Source organism: Rothia sp. 11273D007AR (assembly GCF_053547255.1).
Genome location: NZ_JBPPWJ010000007.1, coordinates 83,233 through 101,893, shown reverse-complemented (window position 1 = coordinate 101,893; position 18,661 = coordinate 83,233). Strand labels below are relative to the sequence as shown.

Here is an 18,661-nt window from a genome sequence, read left to right as displayed (position 1 = left end):
GAAAACCGGTTCATTTCCGGTTCCTCACGTGCTGTAAGCTCCGCCACTTCTTGCCCCTGGTAAGGAGTGGCGGAGTTTTTACACCCTTCTGAAAATATGACTAAAAATTTTAGATAATAGTATTGCACTTCACACCAGTCTGTGGGTATGCTTTAAATCACTAAAGAGGTCTTCTCTTACTTTTATTCATCAGTATCAAAGGCGAAACTGAAAGGTGTGAGGCATATGGTTACCATTGTCGATCTTGTTCTCTACGCAATCATCGTGGGGCTCTTGGCAATGTTGCTTGTTGCCTACGCATCCGACGGCTGGACCAAGCTCGAGAAGAAGAGCGCTGAGGCTCTCCATCGCGATCTTGCATTTGGTGCAGGTGGCTAAGAGTTAATAGTGATTGTGTTTTCCTGGAACCGGCGTCTCGGCAACGAGGCGCCGGTTTCTCCATGCCCAAAGCTCCGCCTATACGACCGGTGGCAGGGAGCTGTAAAATAGTGAAGTTATGCGTTGCCACTACTTCGATGCCGGCCTCTGCCGCTCATGCTCTCTACTTGAAACCCCCTACACCAATCAGTTAGCGGGTAAACAGCATGACGCCCAGACCCTGCTCGAACCCTGGGCGAGCCTCAGCTGGCTCCCACCTGTAGCAAGCGCAGACCAAGCCTTCCGCAACAAGGCCAAGCTGGTTGTAGGAGGAACCTCCCAGCAGCCCACCCTCGGTATTCTCGACAGGCAGGGGCAGGGCATTGACCTCACCGACTGCCAGCTTTATCTGCCCGCAATTAGCCGGGCCATACCCGTCCTTGCTGACCTGATCCAGCGGGCTGACCTTACCCCCTACAGCGTTCAGAAGCGCAAAGGGGAACTCAAAAACATTCTGGTGACCGCTTCCGATAGCGGCGAACTGATGGTCCGCTTCGTTCTGCGTTCCAAAAAACTCATCGTAGCGCTCAAACGAGAACTGCCCCGGCTTCACGAACAGCTACCTCGGCTTGCGGTAGTGAGCGTCAACCTGCTGCGCGAACACGTTGCCCTGGTCGAGGGGAGCAAAGAAATTATTCTGACCGAGCGCACCACCCTGCCCATGCAGGTTAACGATATGACCCTGCATCTGCGCCCCCAGAGCTTCTTCCAGACCAACACCCCTATCGCAGCTTCCCTGTACCGTCAGGCCCAGGCCTGGGTTAGCGAAGCTGCACCGGCCAGCCTCTGGGACCTCTACTGCGGGGTAGGGGGCTTCGCCCTGCACGCTGCAGCGGTCATGCCAACGGGGGCTACCGTAACCGGTATTGAAATTAGTAGCGAAGCTATTGCCTCTGCCCAGCGCACCGTCGCTGAACGCGGATTTGCGGGTTTACACTTCATTGCCCAGGATGCGCCCGACTACGCCACCAGTAGCGGCCAGGTACCCGATATGCTGATTGTGAACCCGCCCCGCCGGGGGCTGGGGCCGCAGCTTTCTCACTGGATCGAGGGCAGCGGTATCGACCAGGTGATCTATTCGAGCTGCAACCTGCGCTCTCTCGTCAAAGATCTCAAAAGCATGCCGTCGATGGAGCCCGTGCAGGGGCAGGTAATGGATATGTTCCCGCACAGCAACCACTACGAGACGATTATGCTACTCCAGCGTAGCCGCTAGCGCGCCACCATTTTTAGGTTCTCATCAGGCCTGTGTACTAGGGTGAAAGAAGCCCAACTCCGCTCCCCGAATAAGTGTGAAAGAAAGTAAAATGCCTCAGCTCCCTGCCCTGCCTTCGCCTTTTATGCTGGCTGAAGGTACTACCGTAGTGCGGGCTGAAGGTGCCCTGACTCCGGTGAGCGAGGCAGACGCTCTGAGCCTGGCCCAGCGCCGGGGCTCGGCGGTGGTGGGACTGATACCTTTTGACCCGGACGCTCCGGCCCAGCTTGCCGTCCCTGACCGCTGGGTGCGAGAAAATATCCCCCTACCCACTGCCGATACGGTGGACCAGCCGGCTCCTACCCTGGTTGAGGGAATCGACAGCGACGTGTACCGGGCAGCCGTTGCCCATGCCGTTGAGCTGATGAACCGGGGCCAGCTCGATAAAGTCGTCCTGGCCCGCCTGCTACGGGTGCAGTACGAGCAAGAACTGAACCTGCCCCATCTCTTTGATACCCTGCGTGCTCAGCAGCAGCGGGCTACCGTGTTTAGTGCTCAGCTGCCCAATGGAAACTACCTTATGGGTGCTTCTCCCGAGCTGGTGTTTCAGACGGAGGGGAGCACGTTTCGAACTGTCCCCCTGGCTGGCTCCGCTGCCCGAACTGCCACCCCGGGGAGCACCGACGACGCCCAAATCGGTGAGGCTCTCATGCGGTCCGCTAAGGACAGAGCCGAACACGCAACGGTGGTCAATGACATCCGCCAGCGGCTAGAGGCCCTTACCGTGCAGATGGATGTGCCCGCCGTACCTTCACTTATTTCTACACCCCAGCTCTGGCACCTCAGTACGCCGGTCACAGGCCAACTGCTGCCCGGTGTCTCGTCGCTGCAGGCTGCCCGTGCTATTCACCCCACCCCGGCTATTTGCGGCACACCTACAGAGGTGGCCCGGGGGCTGATTGAAGAGCTAGAGCCTTTCGACCGGGGCTTCTTCGGCGGCCTGGTGGGTTATATGGACGCCCACGGGCAGGGGAGCTGGTACCTGGTTTTGCGCTGTGCCGAGGTTGCTCCGCTACAGGCTACCCTTTTTGCTGGCGCCGGTATTGTGAAGGATTCAACCCCGGCCGGTGAGCACTCTGAGACCGCAACCAAGCTGGGGACCTTCGCCCGGGCGTTGGGGCTTAATCTGAGCTCCCCAGAGCTCTAGTGCATTTCTTGCTCTAGCGCCCGGCGCACCATGAGCGGCGTCGTAACCCTGTGGCTTGTGAGGGCATGGGGCTGGTCGCTGGCAACAGCTAGTAGGTAGGTGCCCTCGTGGACCTGCCAGGTCACCCAGTAGGTGCGGGGCTGCGCCTCACCGGGTAGCTGTACCGAGGCCCTAGCCGTAAGCCCGTGGGCATCTTCCAGAGCGGCGGGCAGGGGCGGCAGAGCCAGCATAACGGTGCTGGGCGCTAATGCCAGGCCGTAGCCGGTAGCCTTGAGTACCGCTTCTTTGGCGCCCCAGAGTAGGTGCCTTGCCAGGGCTGCCTCCACCGCAGGTAAGGACGCCACCACCCGCTTTTCGTAGTCGGCGAGGGCGATGCGGTCGAAGCTATCATAATAGCTGCCGCGCACAGTAATGAGATCGAGCCCTATACTGAGCCCTGCCGGGCCGGTTACTCCGGCCGCCAGTCCTAGGGCCCTTGCCATGCTCAGGTTGACCCCCTCAATACGTGGCTTGCCGTGTGGCTGCCCGCTTCCGCATAAAAGGCAGGTGCGGTCTACCGCTATCTCTGCGGCCGCCGTCGCCTTAACCCCGAGCAGGGTTGCCGCCATACACCGCATGAGGGTGTGCTGGGCAGCAAAAGCAAGCGCTTCGTCCGGGTTCTTGAATTCAGCGGCTCTTACCTGCTCCTCAATACCGACATAAGCCAGCCAACTCACCCCGTGGCCCGTGCGGAGGGTCTCTGCGGGCATGCTAAAAAGGGTGATCTGGGCGCTCGCTGACCCGGCGGAAGCTGAAGGGTGAACCATGATGACCATTCTAGCGGTGACGCCCCAGGTGAGGCGGCGCGTAGAATAAAAGGCGCCTGCAACCTGAAAGTTCGAGGACTATGACCGAAAAAATCATCGCTGCCGCCGATGGCTCTGCCCTGGGTAATCCCGGGCCCGCTGGCTGGGCCTGGTATATCGATAGGGACAACTGGGCTGCCGGTGGCTGGGAGCACGGTACTAATAATATGGGTGAGCTCAAAGCGGTGCTTGACCTCTTTGAATCAACCGCAGACCGGGCAGATGAGCACCTGCACGTTATCTGCGATAGTCAGTACACCATCAACTCCATCACCAAATGGATGCCCGGGTGGAAGAAAAAGGGCTGGAAGAAAAGCGACGGTAAGCCTGTGCTCAACGTCGATTTGATGCAGGCCCTCGACCGGGCTATTCAGGGGCGGAGCTATTCCTTTGAGTGGGTGAAAGGGCATACCGGCCACCCTCTGAACGAGGCCGCTGATGAACGGGCCAACCGGGCAGCCCAAGCCTACCGCGACGGCACTCCGGTAGAGACCGGGCCAGGCTTGGGATCTAAGCGTGGTCTTAGCTCCGTGAACAGTGCAAGCCTTGAGCAGAACGGTACGAGTGTAGAACAAAGCCTGGCACCGCAGGTTTCCGAGAGTGCTCTAGACCCCGTAGCCGAGGCCCTGGCTCACGAAGAGCAGATGCTTAAGCCCTCTATCTACGGGTCAGAAAAGCTTGTGGGGGGTCTGATGCACCCTGAGCTTACCTGGGTCGTCCCGACCGGCCAGGTAACAGATCGGGCAACTGTCCTGGCCTACCGGGAGCGGGCCTGCGCGGCAACGGGAACACCTGAGATTCTTTCCTCGGTTGCCCTGGGGCAGCGCGCTGCCCTGCTGGTATCGAAGGTACCTACGGCACGAGGAACCCTGCTCCGCTCAAGCACCTGGGTGCTCGCCGGCGGCAGCTGGAAGCTCCGCTACCGCCAGGACACCGCGACGAGAGACTAGCCCACAAACATGGCAGCGTTCGCCATTTCGGTTTCTGAATAGTTCACGCCTGCTCGTGAGAGCGCTTCGTTAATCTGGGCAATCGACTCTTCCACCTGGTGCTGGGTAGCCCGCCAGTGGGCGAGCACGCCCTGGAAATTAGCGGACGCCGAGCCCGTCCACGACCCCTGAAGGTCCTGGAGCGAGGCTGTGAGGGCATTGACCTCTGAAACGATGGTCTCTACCTGGGCGCGGGCCTGGGCTGATTTGCTGGCAATGAGGTCTGCATCGACATTGAACTGGGCCATGGGGCTCTCCTTTGAACAGGGGGATATGAGGGGTACCAGGTGCCGATAGGGTGAGCTACCTGATGCCTTTGAGCCTACGGGGGAGCTAGCTCTGGCCGGAAGAAAAAGAGCACCTGTGGAAAACCCCGCCCCGTCAGTCGAGCTGCCAGGGCGGGGTTTTGCACACCTCTAGAAGAAAAATATGGTGCAGTGATGACGTCTCTATGACGGCTTCTAGCGGCTATCCACAGCGGCTCTGCACCAGGGGCGCAGCAAGCTGCCGAGGACAAGAAAGCCCCGACCAAACTTCTAGAGCGTCAGAATAAGGCCTGGTCTAGGCCTGCTCACCCGCTGCAAGCGGAATAGGGCCGGTGTGGTCACTGTACTGGGGAATGCGAATAGTGAAGGTAGCTCCGCCGCCTTCTGTCTCTTCAACCCGCACCGTTCCGTCATGCTGGCCTACAATCGCAGCGACGATTGCTAGCCCCAGGCCGGTTCCACCCGTCTCACGGGTGCGTGAAGTATCAGCCCGGTAGAAGCGCTCAAAGACGCGCTCGGCGTCCTCCCCGTGAATACCCGGGCCATGGTCACGGACCTGGAGCACGGACGTCCACGTGCCATCAACGCCCGGTACCGACCCGACCGCAATTTCAATCGGGGAGCCCGCCGGGGTGTATCGCAGGGCATTGGTCATCAGGTTGGCGATGACCTGGCGCAGTCTTTGCTCATCGCCCCAGACCAGGGAGGTAAGAGCTTCTGCACCCTCTAGCCCCACCACCTCGATGGTGCGGTCGGGGGCCGAAGCGAAGGCGTCGTTAGCGGCGTCCGTAGCCAGCTTCAGCAGGTCTACCCGGGCGTTCTCGGCAACCCGGCGCTCGTCGAGACGAGCCAGGGTCAAGAGGTCTTCTACCAGCTGGCCCATGCGCTTCGACTCTGACTCAATGCGGTCCATAGCCATTGCCACGGCCTCATCGTTGGGCAGGCCGCCCATACGGTAGAGCTCAGAATAACCCCGAATCGACACCAGCGGGGTGCGAAGCTCGTGCGAAGCATCGCCCACGAAACGCCTCATCTTCACCTCTGACCGCTTTTGGGCGTCAAAGGCCTCTTCAATGTGCGAGAGCATGGTGTTCAAAGAGGTGGTGAGGTGGCCAATCTCGTTGTAGGGGCTGTAGTTCTCAATACGCTGGGAGAGGTCGCCTGCGGCAATCTGGGCTGCGGTCTGTTCCACTCGGGCGAGGGGCTCAAAGGCTCTGGTGACAATTACCCAGGTCAGCGCGATAGAGGCAAGAAGGGTAGCTACACCAAAGAGCATGGTGAGGCCTCCCACGATAGCTACCGTCTGGTTAATCTGGGTCAGGGGGGCAGCGATGACCAGGGTCTGGTTGGTGTCTTCAACCGGGAAAGCGATCAGTCGCCATTCGGTGTGGCCGCTCGCTGAATGCACCGTCAGCGCAGCCTTGTTGTAGCGCTTGACGTTATCAGCGGTCAGGCCAGAGATGACGGGGGAGGACGACTCGTCGGCCAGCGTTGCCACCGGTCTCACGATATTTCCGTCGCTATCTAGCAAATATGCTTCATAGGGAATGAAAGTCCCCTGGGTCTGTGACAGTTGCTGGTCAGCATAGACCGCGGTCACCAGGTAGCTGTAGCTGGCAGTAATCTCGTCATCGAGTTGGTCCATCATCTTGGCTCGAATCGCTGAAATCGCGACCAGAGACATCACAGAGATAGCCAGGGCCAGCAGCATAGATGTTAAAAGCACGAGCTGGGTTCGCAAGGAGAGCGAACCCAGCCGGTGCACAGAGAGACGAGAGCGCAAACTCGTAACCCCTTAGTTTTTGTTGGCGGTACGAAGCAGGTAGCCGACGCCGCGCTTGGTGTGAATCAGCGGGGGCAGGTTCTGGTCGTTATCGATCTTGCGACGTAGGTAGGAGATGTAGGACTCCACGATAGAGGCGTCGCCATTGAAGTCGTATTCCCACACATGGTCCAGAATCTGGGCTTTAGACAGCACACGGTTGGGGTTGAGCATCAGGTAGCGCAGGAGCTTGAACTCGGTGGGGGAGAGGTCGATTTCGCGGTCGCCGCGGAAGACCTCGTGGGCGTCGTCGTCCAGCACCAGGTCATCTACGCGTAGGCGGGAATCTTCTTCGATGTGGGGCTGGGTACGGCGCAGGACGGCGCGGATGCGGGCCACAACTTCATCGAGGCTGAAGGGCTTGGTGACGTAGTCATCGCCGCCGACGGTCAGGCCGGTGACCTTGTCTTCGGTGTCGTCCTTAGCGGTGAGGAAGAGGACGGGGAAGAGGCGGCCGGAGCTACGCAGCTTGCGGGTTACGGTGAAGCCGTCCATATCGGGCAGCATGACATCGAGTACAGCCAGGTCGGGTGACTCAGTTTCAGCCTTCTCGAGGGCTTCACGGCCGTTGGCTGCGGTGACAACCTCAAAGCCCGCAAAACGCAGGGAGGTTGCGAGGAGCTCTAGAATGTTGGGTTCGTCGTCGACGACCAGCAGTTTTGCTTCAGGTTCTTTGGTATTCACGCTTTTAATTGTGCGCTTACTACCTGTGCACTAGCTGTGTGCAGCTGTATGTTCTGCTGAGTTTGCCTTAGCCCTGCTGGGAAAATGCGGTAAGTACGCCGTGAGCAAAAGGGCAGAGCCCAGTCTCTAGCTAGCTCGGCGGCGAAGCAGAGTGAGAAACAGGGCACCTAAGAGGGCTAGAAAAGCCAGGGGTAGGGTGAGTAGGGGAGCTAGGCTCAAAAAATTGGGTGCCTGCCCGGTAGCCCACTTGAGCAGGAGCATGGTGACGCCGCAGACGGTTCCCACCAGCATGAGGACGCCGGCGGTAAGCCCCAGCGCCCGGATAGTTCCGCCGTAGGGCAGCTCTGGAATTTCGGTTTGTTCAGAAGACATACCTCTACGCTATCAAGGCCAGCTATACCTACCTAAAGAAGCAGCGGTATTACGCCGCGAGGAAGAGCGGTGACCACACCTCCCACCGGCCTGCTTTAATAGGAGTATGACTGAAGAGGTAAAAGACGAGCTAACAGCCCCCGGCGCTTCGAGCGCAGAAAGCTATGAGCAGCCCGGCCCCGAAGCCGCTGAGCAGGCACCGGCGTCCGCCCCTGAACCAACCCTGGGTGAACCCACCCGCCGTCGCCGTACCAGCAAGGTCGACGCCGTCCTTGCCGCGGCTAAAGATGTAGCCCTCGCAGGCCTAGCCGATATCGCCCCGGAAAACGCTATCGGCCCCGTCCACCACCTGCGCGGTGAAGAAGAGCGCCTGACCACCCACCTCTTTGAGTGCACCCTACCGGGCTACCGCGGCTGGTTCTGGTTCGCCACCCTCTCGCGTGCCCCTCGCTCAAAGGTAGCAACCGTCTGTGAAGTTGGCCTGCTCCCCGGCGATGACGCCCTACTTGCCCCAGCCTGGGTACCCTGGGCTGACCGTCTCCTGCCCGAAGACCGGGAGGAAGAAGAGTACGACCATGACGATGCGGACTACGGTGACAGCGCCTCAGAGAGCGAGGACGATACCGACTTCACCGAAGAAGCTCAGGTAGGTGCCAGCGCTAAATGACAGCTGCCCAGAGACCAGAACCCCAACCAGTAACTAAGCGGAATAAAACCTTCCGCTCCCTATGGATTTTTAACTACCGTCTCTGGTTCATTGGTGCCCTTGTCTCTAACATTGGTACCTGGATGCAGCGCACCGCCCAGGACTGGCTGGTCTTCAACGACCTCTCAAGTCACGACTCTACCCAGATGGGTATCGTCATCGCTCTGCAGTTCGCCCCGCCCCTCTTCTTAGCCCCCTATGCCGGGGCGCTTGCCGATAGGGGCGATCGGCGAAAAATTCTCCTATGGACCCAGAGCATCATGAGTCTGCTGGCCCTCGGGCTGGGGCTCCTGGTGCTATCGGGCCATGTTGCTATCTGGCATGTCTACCTCTTCGCGCTAGCCCTGGGCATCGTCTCAGCCCTGGACTCCCCGGTGCGGTCAACCTTCGTCTCAGAACTCGTCTCAGACGCAGACCTCCCTAATGCCGTAGCGCTCAACTCCATGTCCTTCAACGTCGCCCGCATGATCGGGCCGGCGGTTGCCGGCCTGCTGGTTGTTGCGGTGGGAACCGGGCCGGTCTTCCTGCTGAACACCCTGACCTTCATCGCCATGATCCTGGCAATCATCGCTATCCGTGAGAATGAATTACGGCAGTTGCCACGGTCGTCCGCCGCTCACAACCGGGTGCGCGACGGCCTTACCTACCTCAAACATCGCCCCGACATCATCGTGGTGATGGTGGCAGCCTTCCTAATCGGTACTTTCGGCCTAAATACAGCCCTCAATATTGCTGCTATGGCCACCACCGAATTCGGGCAGGGCGCGGGTGAATTCGGGCTGCTGAACTCCGTTGTTGCCATCGGCTCGGTGACAGGCACCCTGCTAGCTGCTCGGCGGGATACCCCACGCATGCGGTTCATGTTTACCTCCTGCCTAGGGTTCGGCGTGGCAACCCTACTGGCGGCGCTCGCCCCCACCCTCTGGCTGTTTGCCCTGGCCCTGATTCCGCTCGGGCTCATGGCGCTGACCATCATCACCTCAGCAAACGCCTACGTGCAGGTGACAACCGAGCCTGCTATGCGGGGACGGGTTATGAGCGTGTACATGGCTGTATTCATCGGTGGAACCCCTATCGGCTCGCCCCTGGTCGGGCTGGTCAACGACGTCTTCGGCGCTCGCTGGGGCCTGGGCGTTGCCTCTGCCTCCGGCTTTCTGGCGGCCCTAATCGGGCTGATCTGGATTATGAAATATAAGCACCTGCACCTGCACTACGACAGGCAGGCCCGTACCCGCCTGGTGCTGCGTCCGCGCCCTGAAACCGCTGAGAGCCCTGACCGGGAGCCGCCCCCGGTCACAGCAGCAATCGACCTGCAAGAACCCCGCTAAAGTTTAAGAAAAGAAGGACGCCCCTCCCCGCCTTCCTGCCCGGTGGCAGGTGAGCGGGGGAGCGGCGTCCTTATCTTTGCGCAGCTACGACTACTTGAGCTTTTCAACCACGTAGTCGATGCAGGCAAGCAGAGCCGAGACATCCTCGGGGTCAATAGCGGTGAAGGTGGCAATACGCAGCTGGTTGCGGCCCAGCTTGCGGTAGGGCTCGGTATCGACGATGCCGTTAGCACGCAGGGCTTTGGCAATAGCAGCTGCATCGATGCTCTCATCGAAATCAACGGTAGCGATGACGTTGGAGCGCTCAGCAGGGTTAGCCACAAAGGGGGTGGCATACTCGCTAGCCTCAGCCCAGGCATAGACACGACCCGCAGAATCAGCGGTACGGGCTGCTGCAAAAGCCAGGCCGCCCTGCTCGTTCATCCACTTAATCTGCTCATTGAGCATAATCATGGTGGCCAGAGCCGGGGTGTTATAGGTCTGGTTGAGACGGGAGTTGCTGATGGCGGTCGCCAGGTTCAAGGAATCCGGAATCCAGCGGTCAGAAGCGGCGATACGCTCAGCGCGCTCAATCGCTGCCGGTGACCAGAGACCCAGCCAGAGGCCGCCGTCGGAGGCAAAGTTCTTCTGGGGTGAGAAGTAGTAGACGTCGGACTCGGCCACGTTAACATCCAGGCCGCCAGCGGCACTGGTAGCGTCAATCAGCACCAGGGCATCATCGGCGATACCGGCAGGGCGGGCCACCGGGGCAAAAACACCGGTTGAGGTTTCGTTGTGGGGCCAGGCGTAAACGTCTACGCCCTCTTCAGCACGGGCCTCGGGGCGGGTGCCGGCTTCAGAAGAAATAACGGTGGAATCAGCCAGGAAAGGAGCCGCCTTGGTTGCTGAAGCAAACTTAGAGCCAAACTCACCGAAGGTCAGGTGCTGAGCCTTGTTCTCAACCAGGCCGAAGGTCGCGGCATCCCAGAACGCGGTGGCGCCACCGTTGCCCAGGATCACCTCGTAGCCATCGGGTGCAGAATAGAAAGCGCGCAGGCCCTCGCGAATCTCACCGACCAGGTTCTTGACCGGCGCCTGGCGGTGGGAGGTACCTAGCAGGGTAGTGGCGGCAGCTGATACGGCGGCAACCTGCTCGGGGCGTACCTTAGAGGGACCAGCGCCGAAACGTCCGTCGGCAGGTAGCATCTCGGTGGGAATCACGGGAAAAGTGGTCACTGAATATCTCCTAGACATGAGCAGCACATGTGCCGGGGCGGCTATGCGTTGATGTGAGGGAGGGGGGTGCCGCCGGCGTCCTGCTGTTTCTATTGTGCAACCTGCGTGAGCCCCGCGGCCCTCAAGTACCCCGTACCGGCCCAAAATGTGGGGAATAAATTTATATAGTGAGATGGCCTCGGTGTAGGGCTTGGGGGCGGACGGCGACGCAAACCGAAGGCGCGCGGTACGGGCGCAATAATTTCAGCTCTTGAAGAGAGTAAACGCCTACTCGACCTGGTAGCGCATACAATTAAGGGCAAAACCACTGCACCTAACAACCCGCGCACCGTGCGGGCTGGCCCAAGGAGATCCGAGAAGGCATGACTGACCTCATTGATACCACTGAAATGTATCTGCGCACCGTGCTGGAGCTTGAGGAAGAGGGCATCACCCCCATGCGCGCCCGTATTGCAGAGCGCCTTGAGCACTCCGGCCCCACCGTTTCTCAGACCGTCGCTCGCATGGAGCGCCACGGTCTGCTCACCGTTGCCAGCGACCGCTCCCTTCAGCTCACCGAAGAGGGGCGCCAGAAGGCAGTGGAGGTCATGCGCAAGCATCGCCTGGCTGAGCGCCTGCTCGCCGACGTCATTGGTCTTGACCTGGAATATATACACGAAGAGGCCTGCCGGTGGGAACACGTCATGAGTGAACGCGTGGAGCGCCGCCTTCTAGAGCTGCTCAACGAGCCTAAGTTCTCCCCCTATGGCAACGCGATTCCCGGTCTAGAAGAGCTGGGTGCCGAGAGCGAGGAGAACGACGGACGCACCGTCACCATGTCGATTGCGGGCCGCGACTCATCTGAAGATGACCGCTTTACCGTGTCTCGCCTACCCGAGTTTATTCAGACCGACGTGCAGCTGCTGAAGCGCCTGGGCGATGCGGGCATCGTCTACGGTGCAACGGTGTCGATTCTGGGTAATAAGGACGGCTCCGTGCTGGTTCACGCGGACGGTGAGGACGAAGCGCTGACGCTCAGCGCTGAAGTAGCAGAAGCGATTATCGTCAAAAGATAACAGTTTGATAACGAAAAAGGTGCCCACCCGGCTGGTGGGCACCTTTTTTGTTATCAAATTGTGATGTTCTGAGGGTGATAAGCTGTTTTTAGTGTTGTGTAAGGTGCTGATGGGGGACTGGGTGAGAGGCTGCGGAGGGCTGTAGAGAGGGTGCGGGGCCTTAAGTGGTCGGCTTCTCAGTTAAATTAAGACTGGCAAAACCCTGATAGGAGGCCGGCGGGAGGGTGTTGTGGGGCTGCCTTAAAAGTCTTTTATTTCCCCTTGTCAAAACTAACTCTATGTGCCCCATAAGTCCCAGCTGGACGCGTCCTGAAGGCCAAAAAAACAATCACCCTGCTTTGCATTCCGGGGGTCTTGCAACAAAATCGTGACCAAAGCGTGACAAACCAGCCCAGGCTGTGTAATGTTCTATTTCGTGCTCATCACTGGTCGGATCAGCACCCTACGAACAGCACCGCCTAGTTCTGCCACTGTTCACAGGAAAACAAACAAAATAACATCACGGCAGAAGCGGGGGACCCACCTTTCGGGCTCTCCACCGAGAACCCTAGGGGTTAAGTCGCAGATTCTGCGGCCGAGCGAACTTCATGCTCGAACCCGACAGCTCACCTCGTTCGGCAATGGAGGAAAACAAAATGGCTAAGTCAACCATCGTACGCACCGCAGGTATCGTTGCAGCATCAGGCGCCATGCTCGCCGCAACCGTTGCACCCGCAAACGCATTCGCAGTAGCTGAAGTATCAGCACCCGCCCACTCAGCACCTGCTCTGGCTTCACACTCTTACAACTACAACACCTGGGGCTACGAAACTGCTCCCGTAGTTGAAAACAGCGCAGTTGAGACCACCTCAACCGTCACCACCCAGGCAACCACCACCACCGAGGTGTCAAGCAACGTTGACCTGTCAACCGCTCGTGAGACCGTCCTGGCAGCTGCCTACGACGGCATCGGCGGCTCCTACGTTTGGGGCGGCAAGTCCTACAAGGCTTGGGACTGCTCAGGCTTCGTCTCCTACGTTTACGCACAGGCCGGCATCAACCTGACCGCCTACACCTACACCATGGCAACCGAGCTGACCCCCACCTCAAACCCCCAGCCCGGTGACATCGTCTTCACCAACGGCTACGCACACGTCGGCATCTACGTTGGTAACGGCCAGATGATCTCAGCTCTCAACCCCTCACAGGGCACCCAGCTGACCGCAGTTGACGGCGGCGGCTTCATGCCCGTTGACGGTTACTACACCGCTGGCATCTAAGACTTCTCACACGGTACGGGGCAGCCAAAACTGCCCCAGCCGGTGACGTTCATTCAGTAGCTGGTCAACTTCCTGCTGAAGAACGAAAATAAGAATTCCTACCACACATCACACGGTAAGGATCCCCCGCAAACACTACGTTTGCGCATGCGCACCAGACGACCAGCTGGGGCGCATTTTTTATACCCACTTTTCGACTCCGGCAGAAGGCACAGCTAGGATTGGAACTATGTCGCAGAAGTTAAACAGCCCCCAATTCGAAAGCCCAGCCGGTTCATCCGACCAAGAATTCACCTACATGGCCATCGGAATGGTAGCCGGCGCCGTACCCGGCATCGTCCTCGGCCTCATCATCGCCATCTTCGTCGGGCACGCAGCCATGTGGGTCTCCATCACCGGCGGCATCGGCATCGTCCTCGGCCTCATTGCCTCCCGAGTAGCCTACCGAAAAAAGAAAACCCGCAACTAACGCCCCCAGGCGGGCACAAAAAGAGAGGGTATGCCAGCGCTTCGCGCAGTATGGCATACCCTCTCTTTTTGTGCCCCCGAGACGATTCGAACGTCCGACACCCGCTTTAGGAGAGCGGTGCTCTATCCCCTGAGCTACGAGGGCGCAACTCCACCAGTTTACACGAAAACCTGTACGCCACCCGAAAAGTGCAAGTACCTGTGGATAAGTCGACGGCATATGCACTTTTCCTGCGGCACTAAGACGCGCTAACCGGCCCCTGCGTCCACAGGGCTAGCGTCAACACCCCTGATTCAGTCACCCTATACACCATGAGCCAGCACCTATATAACTCAGTACTTCTTACCGGTGACCTACGACTACAGGGACTAACCAGTCGCAAAATTAGTGACGCAGTGCGGTCCAAAGAGCTCGTCCGTCTCAGACAGGGAGCCTACATCAAAACCCAGACTCTCGCCGAGGCAACCCCTACCGAGCGTGCCCTGATACACCACATAGCGGTGAGCAAAACCCGCTCACACGCCGTCCTTACACGCACGTCCGCTGCTCTCGCATGGGGAGCACCCCTCCTTGAACTCCCCTCTCATATCTACCTCGCGAGTTCCTGGCGCGATCGCGGCAAACAGCAGGGCATTCGCCGCTGTGTCACTCCTGCTGAAGCAATAAATAGGGCGCAGGAGTACCAGGGCCTTACGGTTCTCTCACCTATAGACACCGTCCTGAGCTGTATCGGTTACCAGCGGGCGCTCACCACGGTGACGGTTGCGCATTATTTTCTCCACCAGAACCTGTGCAACCAGTACCTGCTGCACGATGCGCTACTGGCCGTCTCAGACCGCGGCGCGAAGCAAGCTCGTACTCTGGCACGGAGCCTGACGACCGAGCTCGAATCACCGCTAGAATCTCAGGCGTATTTTCTGATGGTGCTTGAAAATCTTGAGCTGCCCGCCTTGCAGCGGTGGGTGGTTACGAGCAGTGGCCGCCGCTATCGTCCTGATTTTATGTGGCGGCGCCTCAGGCTTATTCTCGAGGCCGATGGCCGTATCAAGTACACCGGGGCTTATCGGTCTTTTGACGAACAGCGGCAACAAGATCTCTTCCGGCAGCGCGAGTTAGAGAACGAGGGCTGGAAGGTCTTGCGAATCACCTATGAAGACCTCTCCTACCGCCCGCAGCACGTGGTGGGTCTGTTGCTACGGCACGGGGTGCGGCGACTAGCTGCCGTTTAAAAAGTGCAAGTGCCTGTCACTTTTGCACAGGCACTTGCACTTTTAGGGGGGGGCGGACGCGGGCGGGCGGGACGCTAGCCTAACATCACTGCCCGGGCAGCTCGCCGCGGGCGAAGGCGTCCATCTTGCTTCTGACCAGTCGCAGCGCCAGGTAACCCAGCTGCACTAGGCAGAGCACGAACAGGGCCCAGCGGGCCGTCATGAGAAGAGAAGCAAGCCCGGTAGCGCCGCCCAGCGGGTCGGCTAGGGCTGAATCAACGGCAAAACCACCGGCAATAAAAACAAAAGCGTAGGCCACCGGCAGGGTCAGCATCAGCCGGCCCACCAGTAGCTCAAACTTGGAGGCTCGCACCATATTCCACCAGGTGAAAGCAAAAATCAGGGGCAGAATGAGCCCCGTGGAACGGTGGAGCACCTGATAGGCCTGCAAGCCCTCTACACCCAGGCCCGCCGCTACAGTCTGTAGGTGTTGGGCGTCAAAACGCAGCATGAGTTCCGGGGCGGTAGCACCGGCAGCTGCAGATACCCCCGGCAGCAGCATGAGGTAGTAGTAGAGCAAAAACAGCACCGTCACGACAAAGGCAACGCCTAAGAAAATATAGGAACCCCCGCCCTTTTCCGGCTCTGCGGCAAGCTCTGCCCGGCTGTAGTCAGTGACGACGCGGGGCCCTGCCCCCTGCCCGTGAGGGGGCGCGGACGTCCGCCCCGCCTTGGTTGCTGAGGGTGCGGGGGATTGCGCTTGCGTGTTCTCGCCGTAGAGGCGTTTCTTCTGACCTTTTGAAAGACCCATGCTGTCTATCTTATCTGTCAGCTCAATCGGGTGTAGGCAGGTGCCCGCTCGCCTAAAATGGGGAGTTGACGGTTGATTTCTGGAAGGTTCTCTTATGTTTGATGACGACGATTTTATGCCCGCCCCTGCCCCTAAACGGTCAGCAGAACCTGAGGGCGATCCCTTCTTTGACGAGCCTCCTTTCGACCCCTTCTACGATGCGGCCCCTCCGGCCGATGACTTTGTGCCCCCTGCCTACCAGGTGGGCGGGTTTATGCCTGATTTTGAGGATGCCCGCCCCGCTCCCAGCGTCAACCCCGAGACGCTGGTGGCGGGGCTGAATGAGCATCAGGCTGAAGCGGTGAAGCACGCGGGTAGCCCGCTGCTGATTGTGGCGGGTGCCGGGTCGGGCAAGACCCGTGTGCTGACCCACCGCATTGCCTATCTGCTGGCGACGGGCCGTGCTCACCAGGGGCAGATTCTGGCGATTACCTTCACGAACAAGGCAGCAGCTGAGATGCGGGAGCGCATTACAGCCCTGGTGGGGCCGCGGGCTCAGAGCATGTGGATTTCGACATTCCACTCTTTCTGCGTGCGAGTGCTGCGGCGCGAGGCTAAAGCTCTGGGGCTCAAATCGACCTTCTCCATCTACGACTCGGCTGATTCCCAGCGCCTGCTGACGCTTATCATCAAGCAGATGAACCTTGATACCAAGAAGTTCACCGCCAAGGTGGTGGGCAACCGTATCTCTAACCTCAAGAATGAGCTGGTCAGCGCCAAACAGTTCGCAGCCGAAACTAGCCCCACTGACCCCTGGGAAGGCGTAATTTCGAAGGTCTACACGGCCTACACCGAGCGCCTGCGGGCAGCGAACTCCCTCGACTTCGACGACCTTATCTTCGAGACCGTCAACCTTCTGAAGAACCACCCGCAGGTAGCCGAATACTACCGCCGCCGCTTCCGCCATATCCTGGTTGACGAATACCAGGACACCAACCACGCCCAGTACCAGCTGGTGCGGCAGCTGGTGGGGGGTGCGGCGTCCTTGCGCCCTGAGACCGGGCCTGCCGATAACGGCCCCTACCCCGATGCCTACCCGCCCGCTGAGCTGACGGTGGTGGGTGACTCCGACCAGTCTATCTATGCCTTCCGCGGGGCTGATATTCGCAATATCACCGACTTTGAGCAGGACTACCCGGCGGCCCGCACCATCTTGCTGGAGCAGAACTACCGTTCCACCCAGAACATCCTCTCGGCGGCGAACGCCGTGATTGAGCGCAACAAGGGCCGCAGGCCCAAGAAGCTCTGGACGGCCAGCGGCGACGGTGCCAAAATCACCGGCTACGTGGCAGAGTCCGAGCACGCTGAAGCCCGCTACATCGCCCAGGAAATTGACCGCCTGCGCGACGAGCACGGCACCGCCCCCGGCGACGTGGCGATTTTCTACCGCACCAACGCCCAGTCCCGCACACTCGAAGAAATGCTCATGCGCGTGGGTCTGCCCTACCGCGTGGTCGGCGGTACCCGCTTCTACGAGCGCAAGGAAATCAAGGACGCCCTGGCCTACCTGCGCGTGCTGGTGAACCCCGATGACGACATCAACGTGCGCCGCGTGCTTAACGAGCCTAAGCGGGGTATCGGAGCTAAGTCCGAGAGCGTGGTGGCCGACCACGCCCGCGCTACCGGTATCTCCTTCATGGCTGCTCTGCGCCAGGGCAGCGAGGTGCCCGGTCTGGGCGCAGCTGCCGTGAAGAAAATGGCTGCTTTTGCTCAGATGATTGACGACCTAGCCCAGCTCGCTGCCACCGAGTCAGCAGCCACCTGCCTCGAAGCCGTGCTGGAGCAGACCGGCTACTTGGCAGCCCTGCGCGAATCCAAGGATATTCAGGACGAATCCCGCGTCGAGAACCTCTCCGAGCTGGTGGACGCCGTGCGCGAGTTCGAAATCGACAACGCAGGCGCCACCCTGGAGGACTTCCTCGAACACGTCGCCCTGGTCGCTGACGCCGACCAGATCCCCAACAAGCCCAAGGCCGAGCAGGAGGGCGGGCCGTCCGCCGCCCAGATTGCCGCTGAGGTGGCAGAAGCCCGATCCCAGGGCGTCATTACCCTCATGACCCTGCACACCGCTAAGGGCCTAGAATTCCCCGTGGTCTTCTTGACCGGTATGGAGCACGGCCTCTTCCCCCACCAGCGGGCCCTCACCGACGACTCTGAGATGAGCGAAGAGCGCCGCCTGGCCTACGTGGGCCTGACCCGCGCCATGGAACGCCTCTACCTCACCCGCGCTGAGAACCGCTCCATGTGGGGCCAGAGCCAGTTCAACCCGCCGTCACCCTTCCTCGAAGAGATCCCCGAAGAACTCATTGACTGGAAACGCACCGGCTCATCCTTTGGCGGCTACTCCGGTAGCGGCTACGGGGGCGCTTACGCGGGCGGACGCGGTGGCTGGGCAGGCAACCGCGGCGGCAGCTCTGTGAGCGGGTACGGTTCTTCGTACGGGTCCTCCACCTACTCCAGCCGCTTTGACGAACCGGCCGAGCGGCGGCGTCCTGCCGAACCGTCCACCAGCGAAGTCAACGGGTCTTCCACCTACGGACTCAAGGCAGCAGCCCGGCAGGTCTCCCGCGTGCAGCAGAACAAGGAAATTCCGGCGCTCGCGGTCGGCGACCGTGTTGAGCACACCAGCTTTGGTGAGGGCCGCGTGACAGCAGTTGAGGGTAGCGGTGATAAAACCGTAGCCAAGGTGCGCTTTGCCAAAGAAGAGAAACGGCTTCTGCTGCGCTACGCCCCGCTCACAAAGAAGACCGACTAAAATAAAAGTAGCCCGGCAC

The 18,661-nt window shown here is 59.9% G+C and carries 18 protein-coding genes, 1 tRNA gene and 1 riboswitch; of the genes, 11 read left to right on the top strand and 8 right to left on the bottom strand.

Translation table 11 applies throughout. The annotated features are described in order from the left end of the window. Positions 1–225 precede the first annotated feature (225 nt). From ACED88_RS05430 to ACED88_RS05420, 3 genes are all read left to right on the top strand, one after another. Positions 226–378, top strand: a complete 153-nt coding sequence (locus ACED88_RS05430) for a hypothetical protein (protein ID WP_237205995.1) — start codon at positions 226–228, stop codon at positions 376–378. 118 nt (positions 379–496) lie between these two features. Next, a complete protein-coding gene (gene rlmC, locus ACED88_RS05425; protein ID WP_449108988.1) occupies positions 497–1,633 on the top strand; it encodes a 23S rRNA (uracil(747)-C(5))-methyltransferase RlmC in 1,137 nt (378 codons plus the stop codon). A gap of 91 nt (positions 1,634–1,724) precedes the next feature. Then, a complete protein-coding gene (locus tag ACED88_RS05420; RefSeq protein WP_449108987.1) occupies positions 1,725–2,819 on the top strand; it encodes an isochorismate synthase in 1,095 nt (364 codons plus the stop codon). Here the strand turns inward: ACED88_RS05420 and ACED88_RS05415 are convergent. Next, on the bottom strand, positions 2,816–3,625 hold the full coding sequence (locus ACED88_RS05415; RefSeq protein WP_449108986.1) for a 4'-phosphopantetheinyl transferase family protein: 810 nt from the start codon (positions 3,623–3,625) through the stop codon (positions 2,816–2,818). The genes ACED88_RS05420 and ACED88_RS05415 overlap by 4 nt on opposite strands. 80 nt (positions 3,626–3,705) lie before the next feature. Between ACED88_RS05415 and ACED88_RS05410 the strand changes: the two genes are divergently transcribed. Then, a complete protein-coding gene (locus ACED88_RS05410; RefSeq protein WP_449108985.1) occupies positions 3,706–4,614 on the top strand; it encodes an RNase H family protein in 909 nt (302 codons plus the stop codon). On the opposite strand, the gene ACED88_RS05405 is transcribed toward ACED88_RS05410, so the two are convergent. The 4 genes from ACED88_RS05405 to ACED88_RS05390 all read right to left on the bottom strand — a co-directional run bounded on the left by ACED88_RS05405 (position 4,611) and on the right by ACED88_RS05390 (position 7,797). Beyond that, complete coding sequence (locus tag ACED88_RS05405) at positions 4,611–4,901, bottom strand: WXG100 family type VII secretion target (protein WP_237195082.1); 291 nt, start codon at positions 4,899–4,901, stop codon at positions 4,611–4,613. The two genes, ACED88_RS05410 and ACED88_RS05405, sit on opposite strands and share 4 nt — an antisense overlap. Positions 4,902–5,214: 313 nt before the next feature. Then, positions 5,215–6,630 carry an ATP-binding protein gene (locus tag ACED88_RS05400; protein WP_449109024.1) on the bottom strand — a complete coding sequence of 472 codons (1,416 nt, stop codon included), beginning with the start codon at positions 6,628–6,630 and terminating at the stop codon, positions 5,215–5,217. Positions 6,631–6,714: 84 nt separating this feature from the next. Continuing rightward, positions 6,715–7,425: a response regulator transcription factor gene (locus ACED88_RS05395; RefSeq protein ID WP_185174100.1), complete on the bottom strand. Its 711-nt coding sequence runs from the start codon at positions 7,423–7,425 to the stop codon at positions 6,715–6,717. A 126-nt stretch (positions 7,426–7,551) separates the two neighbouring features. Next, positions 7,552–7,797, bottom strand: a complete 246-nt coding sequence (locus ACED88_RS05390) for a hypothetical protein (RefSeq protein WP_449108984.1) — start codon at positions 7,795–7,797, stop codon at positions 7,552–7,554. A gap of 106 nt (positions 7,798–7,903) precedes the next feature. Between ACED88_RS05390 and ACED88_RS05385 the strand changes: the two genes are divergently transcribed. Then, positions 7,904–8,464: a DUF3027 domain-containing protein gene (locus ACED88_RS05385; protein WP_449108983.1), complete on the top strand. Its 561-nt coding sequence runs from the start codon at positions 7,904–7,906 to the stop codon at positions 8,462–8,464. Further along, positions 8,461–9,831: an MFS transporter gene (locus ACED88_RS05380; RefSeq protein ID WP_449108982.1), complete on the top strand. Its 1,371-nt coding sequence runs from the start codon at positions 8,461–8,463 to the stop codon at positions 9,829–9,831. The genes ACED88_RS05385 and ACED88_RS05380 overlap by 4 nt, the downstream gene beginning before the upstream one ends. A 90-nt stretch (positions 9,832–9,921) precedes the next feature. Here ACED88_RS05380 and serC read toward each other — a convergent pair whose 3' ends face one another. Next, on the bottom strand, positions 9,922–11,016 hold the full coding sequence (gene serC, locus ACED88_RS05375) for a phosphoserine transaminase (protein ID WP_449109023.1): 1,095 nt from the start codon (positions 11,014–11,016) through the stop codon (positions 9,922–9,924). Positions 11,017–11,408: 392 nt separating this feature from the next. On the opposite strand from serC, the gene ACED88_RS05370 reads away from it, so the two are divergent. The 3 genes from ACED88_RS05370 to ACED88_RS05360 all read left to right on the top strand — a co-directional run bounded on the left by ACED88_RS05370 (position 11,409) and on the right by ACED88_RS05360 (position 13,829). Continuing rightward, a complete protein-coding gene (locus ACED88_RS05370; protein ID WP_237207603.1) occupies positions 11,409–12,101 on the top strand; it encodes a metal-dependent transcriptional regulator in 693 nt (230 codons plus the stop codon). A gap of 486 nt (positions 12,102–12,587) precedes the next feature. Further along, a riboswitch (cyclic di-AMP (ydaO/yuaA leader) is annotated at positions 12,588–12,732 on the top strand. Positions 12,733–12,736: 4 nt separating this feature from the next. Then, positions 12,737–13,360, top strand: a complete 624-nt coding sequence (locus ACED88_RS05365; protein WP_449108981.1) for a C40 family peptidase — start codon at positions 12,737–12,739, stop codon at positions 13,358–13,360. Between the two features lie 229 nt (positions 13,361–13,589). Beyond that, the gene (locus ACED88_RS05360; protein ID WP_449108980.1) at positions 13,590–13,829 is read left to right on the top strand and encodes a hypothetical protein; all 240 of its coding nucleotides are present in this window, start codon (positions 13,590–13,592) and stop codon (positions 13,827–13,829) included. Between the two features lie 71 nt (positions 13,830–13,900). Here the strand turns inward: ACED88_RS05360 and ACED88_RS05355 are convergent. Beyond that, positions 13,901–13,973, bottom strand: a tRNA-Arg gene (locus ACED88_RS05355). A 251-nt stretch (positions 13,974–14,224) separates the two neighbouring features. Here ACED88_RS05355 and ACED88_RS05350 point away from each other — a divergent pair. Continuing rightward, complete coding sequence (locus ACED88_RS05350; protein ID WP_449108979.1) at positions 14,225–15,058, top strand: endonuclease domain-containing protein; 834 nt, start codon at positions 14,225–14,227, stop codon at positions 15,056–15,058. Between the two features lie 85 nt (positions 15,059–15,143). Here ACED88_RS05350 and ACED88_RS05345 read toward each other — a convergent pair whose 3' ends face one another. After that, complete coding sequence (locus ACED88_RS05345) at positions 15,144–15,848, bottom strand: hypothetical protein (protein WP_449108978.1); 705 nt, start codon at positions 15,846–15,848, stop codon at positions 15,144–15,146. A 94-nt stretch (positions 15,849–15,942) separates the two neighbouring features. Here ACED88_RS05345 and pcrA point away from each other — a divergent pair, with 94 nt between their 5' ends. Continuing rightward, positions 15,943–18,642, top strand: coding sequence for a DNA helicase PcrA (gene pcrA / locus ACED88_RS05340; protein ID WP_449108977.1), 2,700 nt, complete (start codon positions 15,943–15,945; stop codon positions 18,640–18,642). The last annotated feature ends 19 nt before the right edge of the window (positions 18,643–18,661 follow it).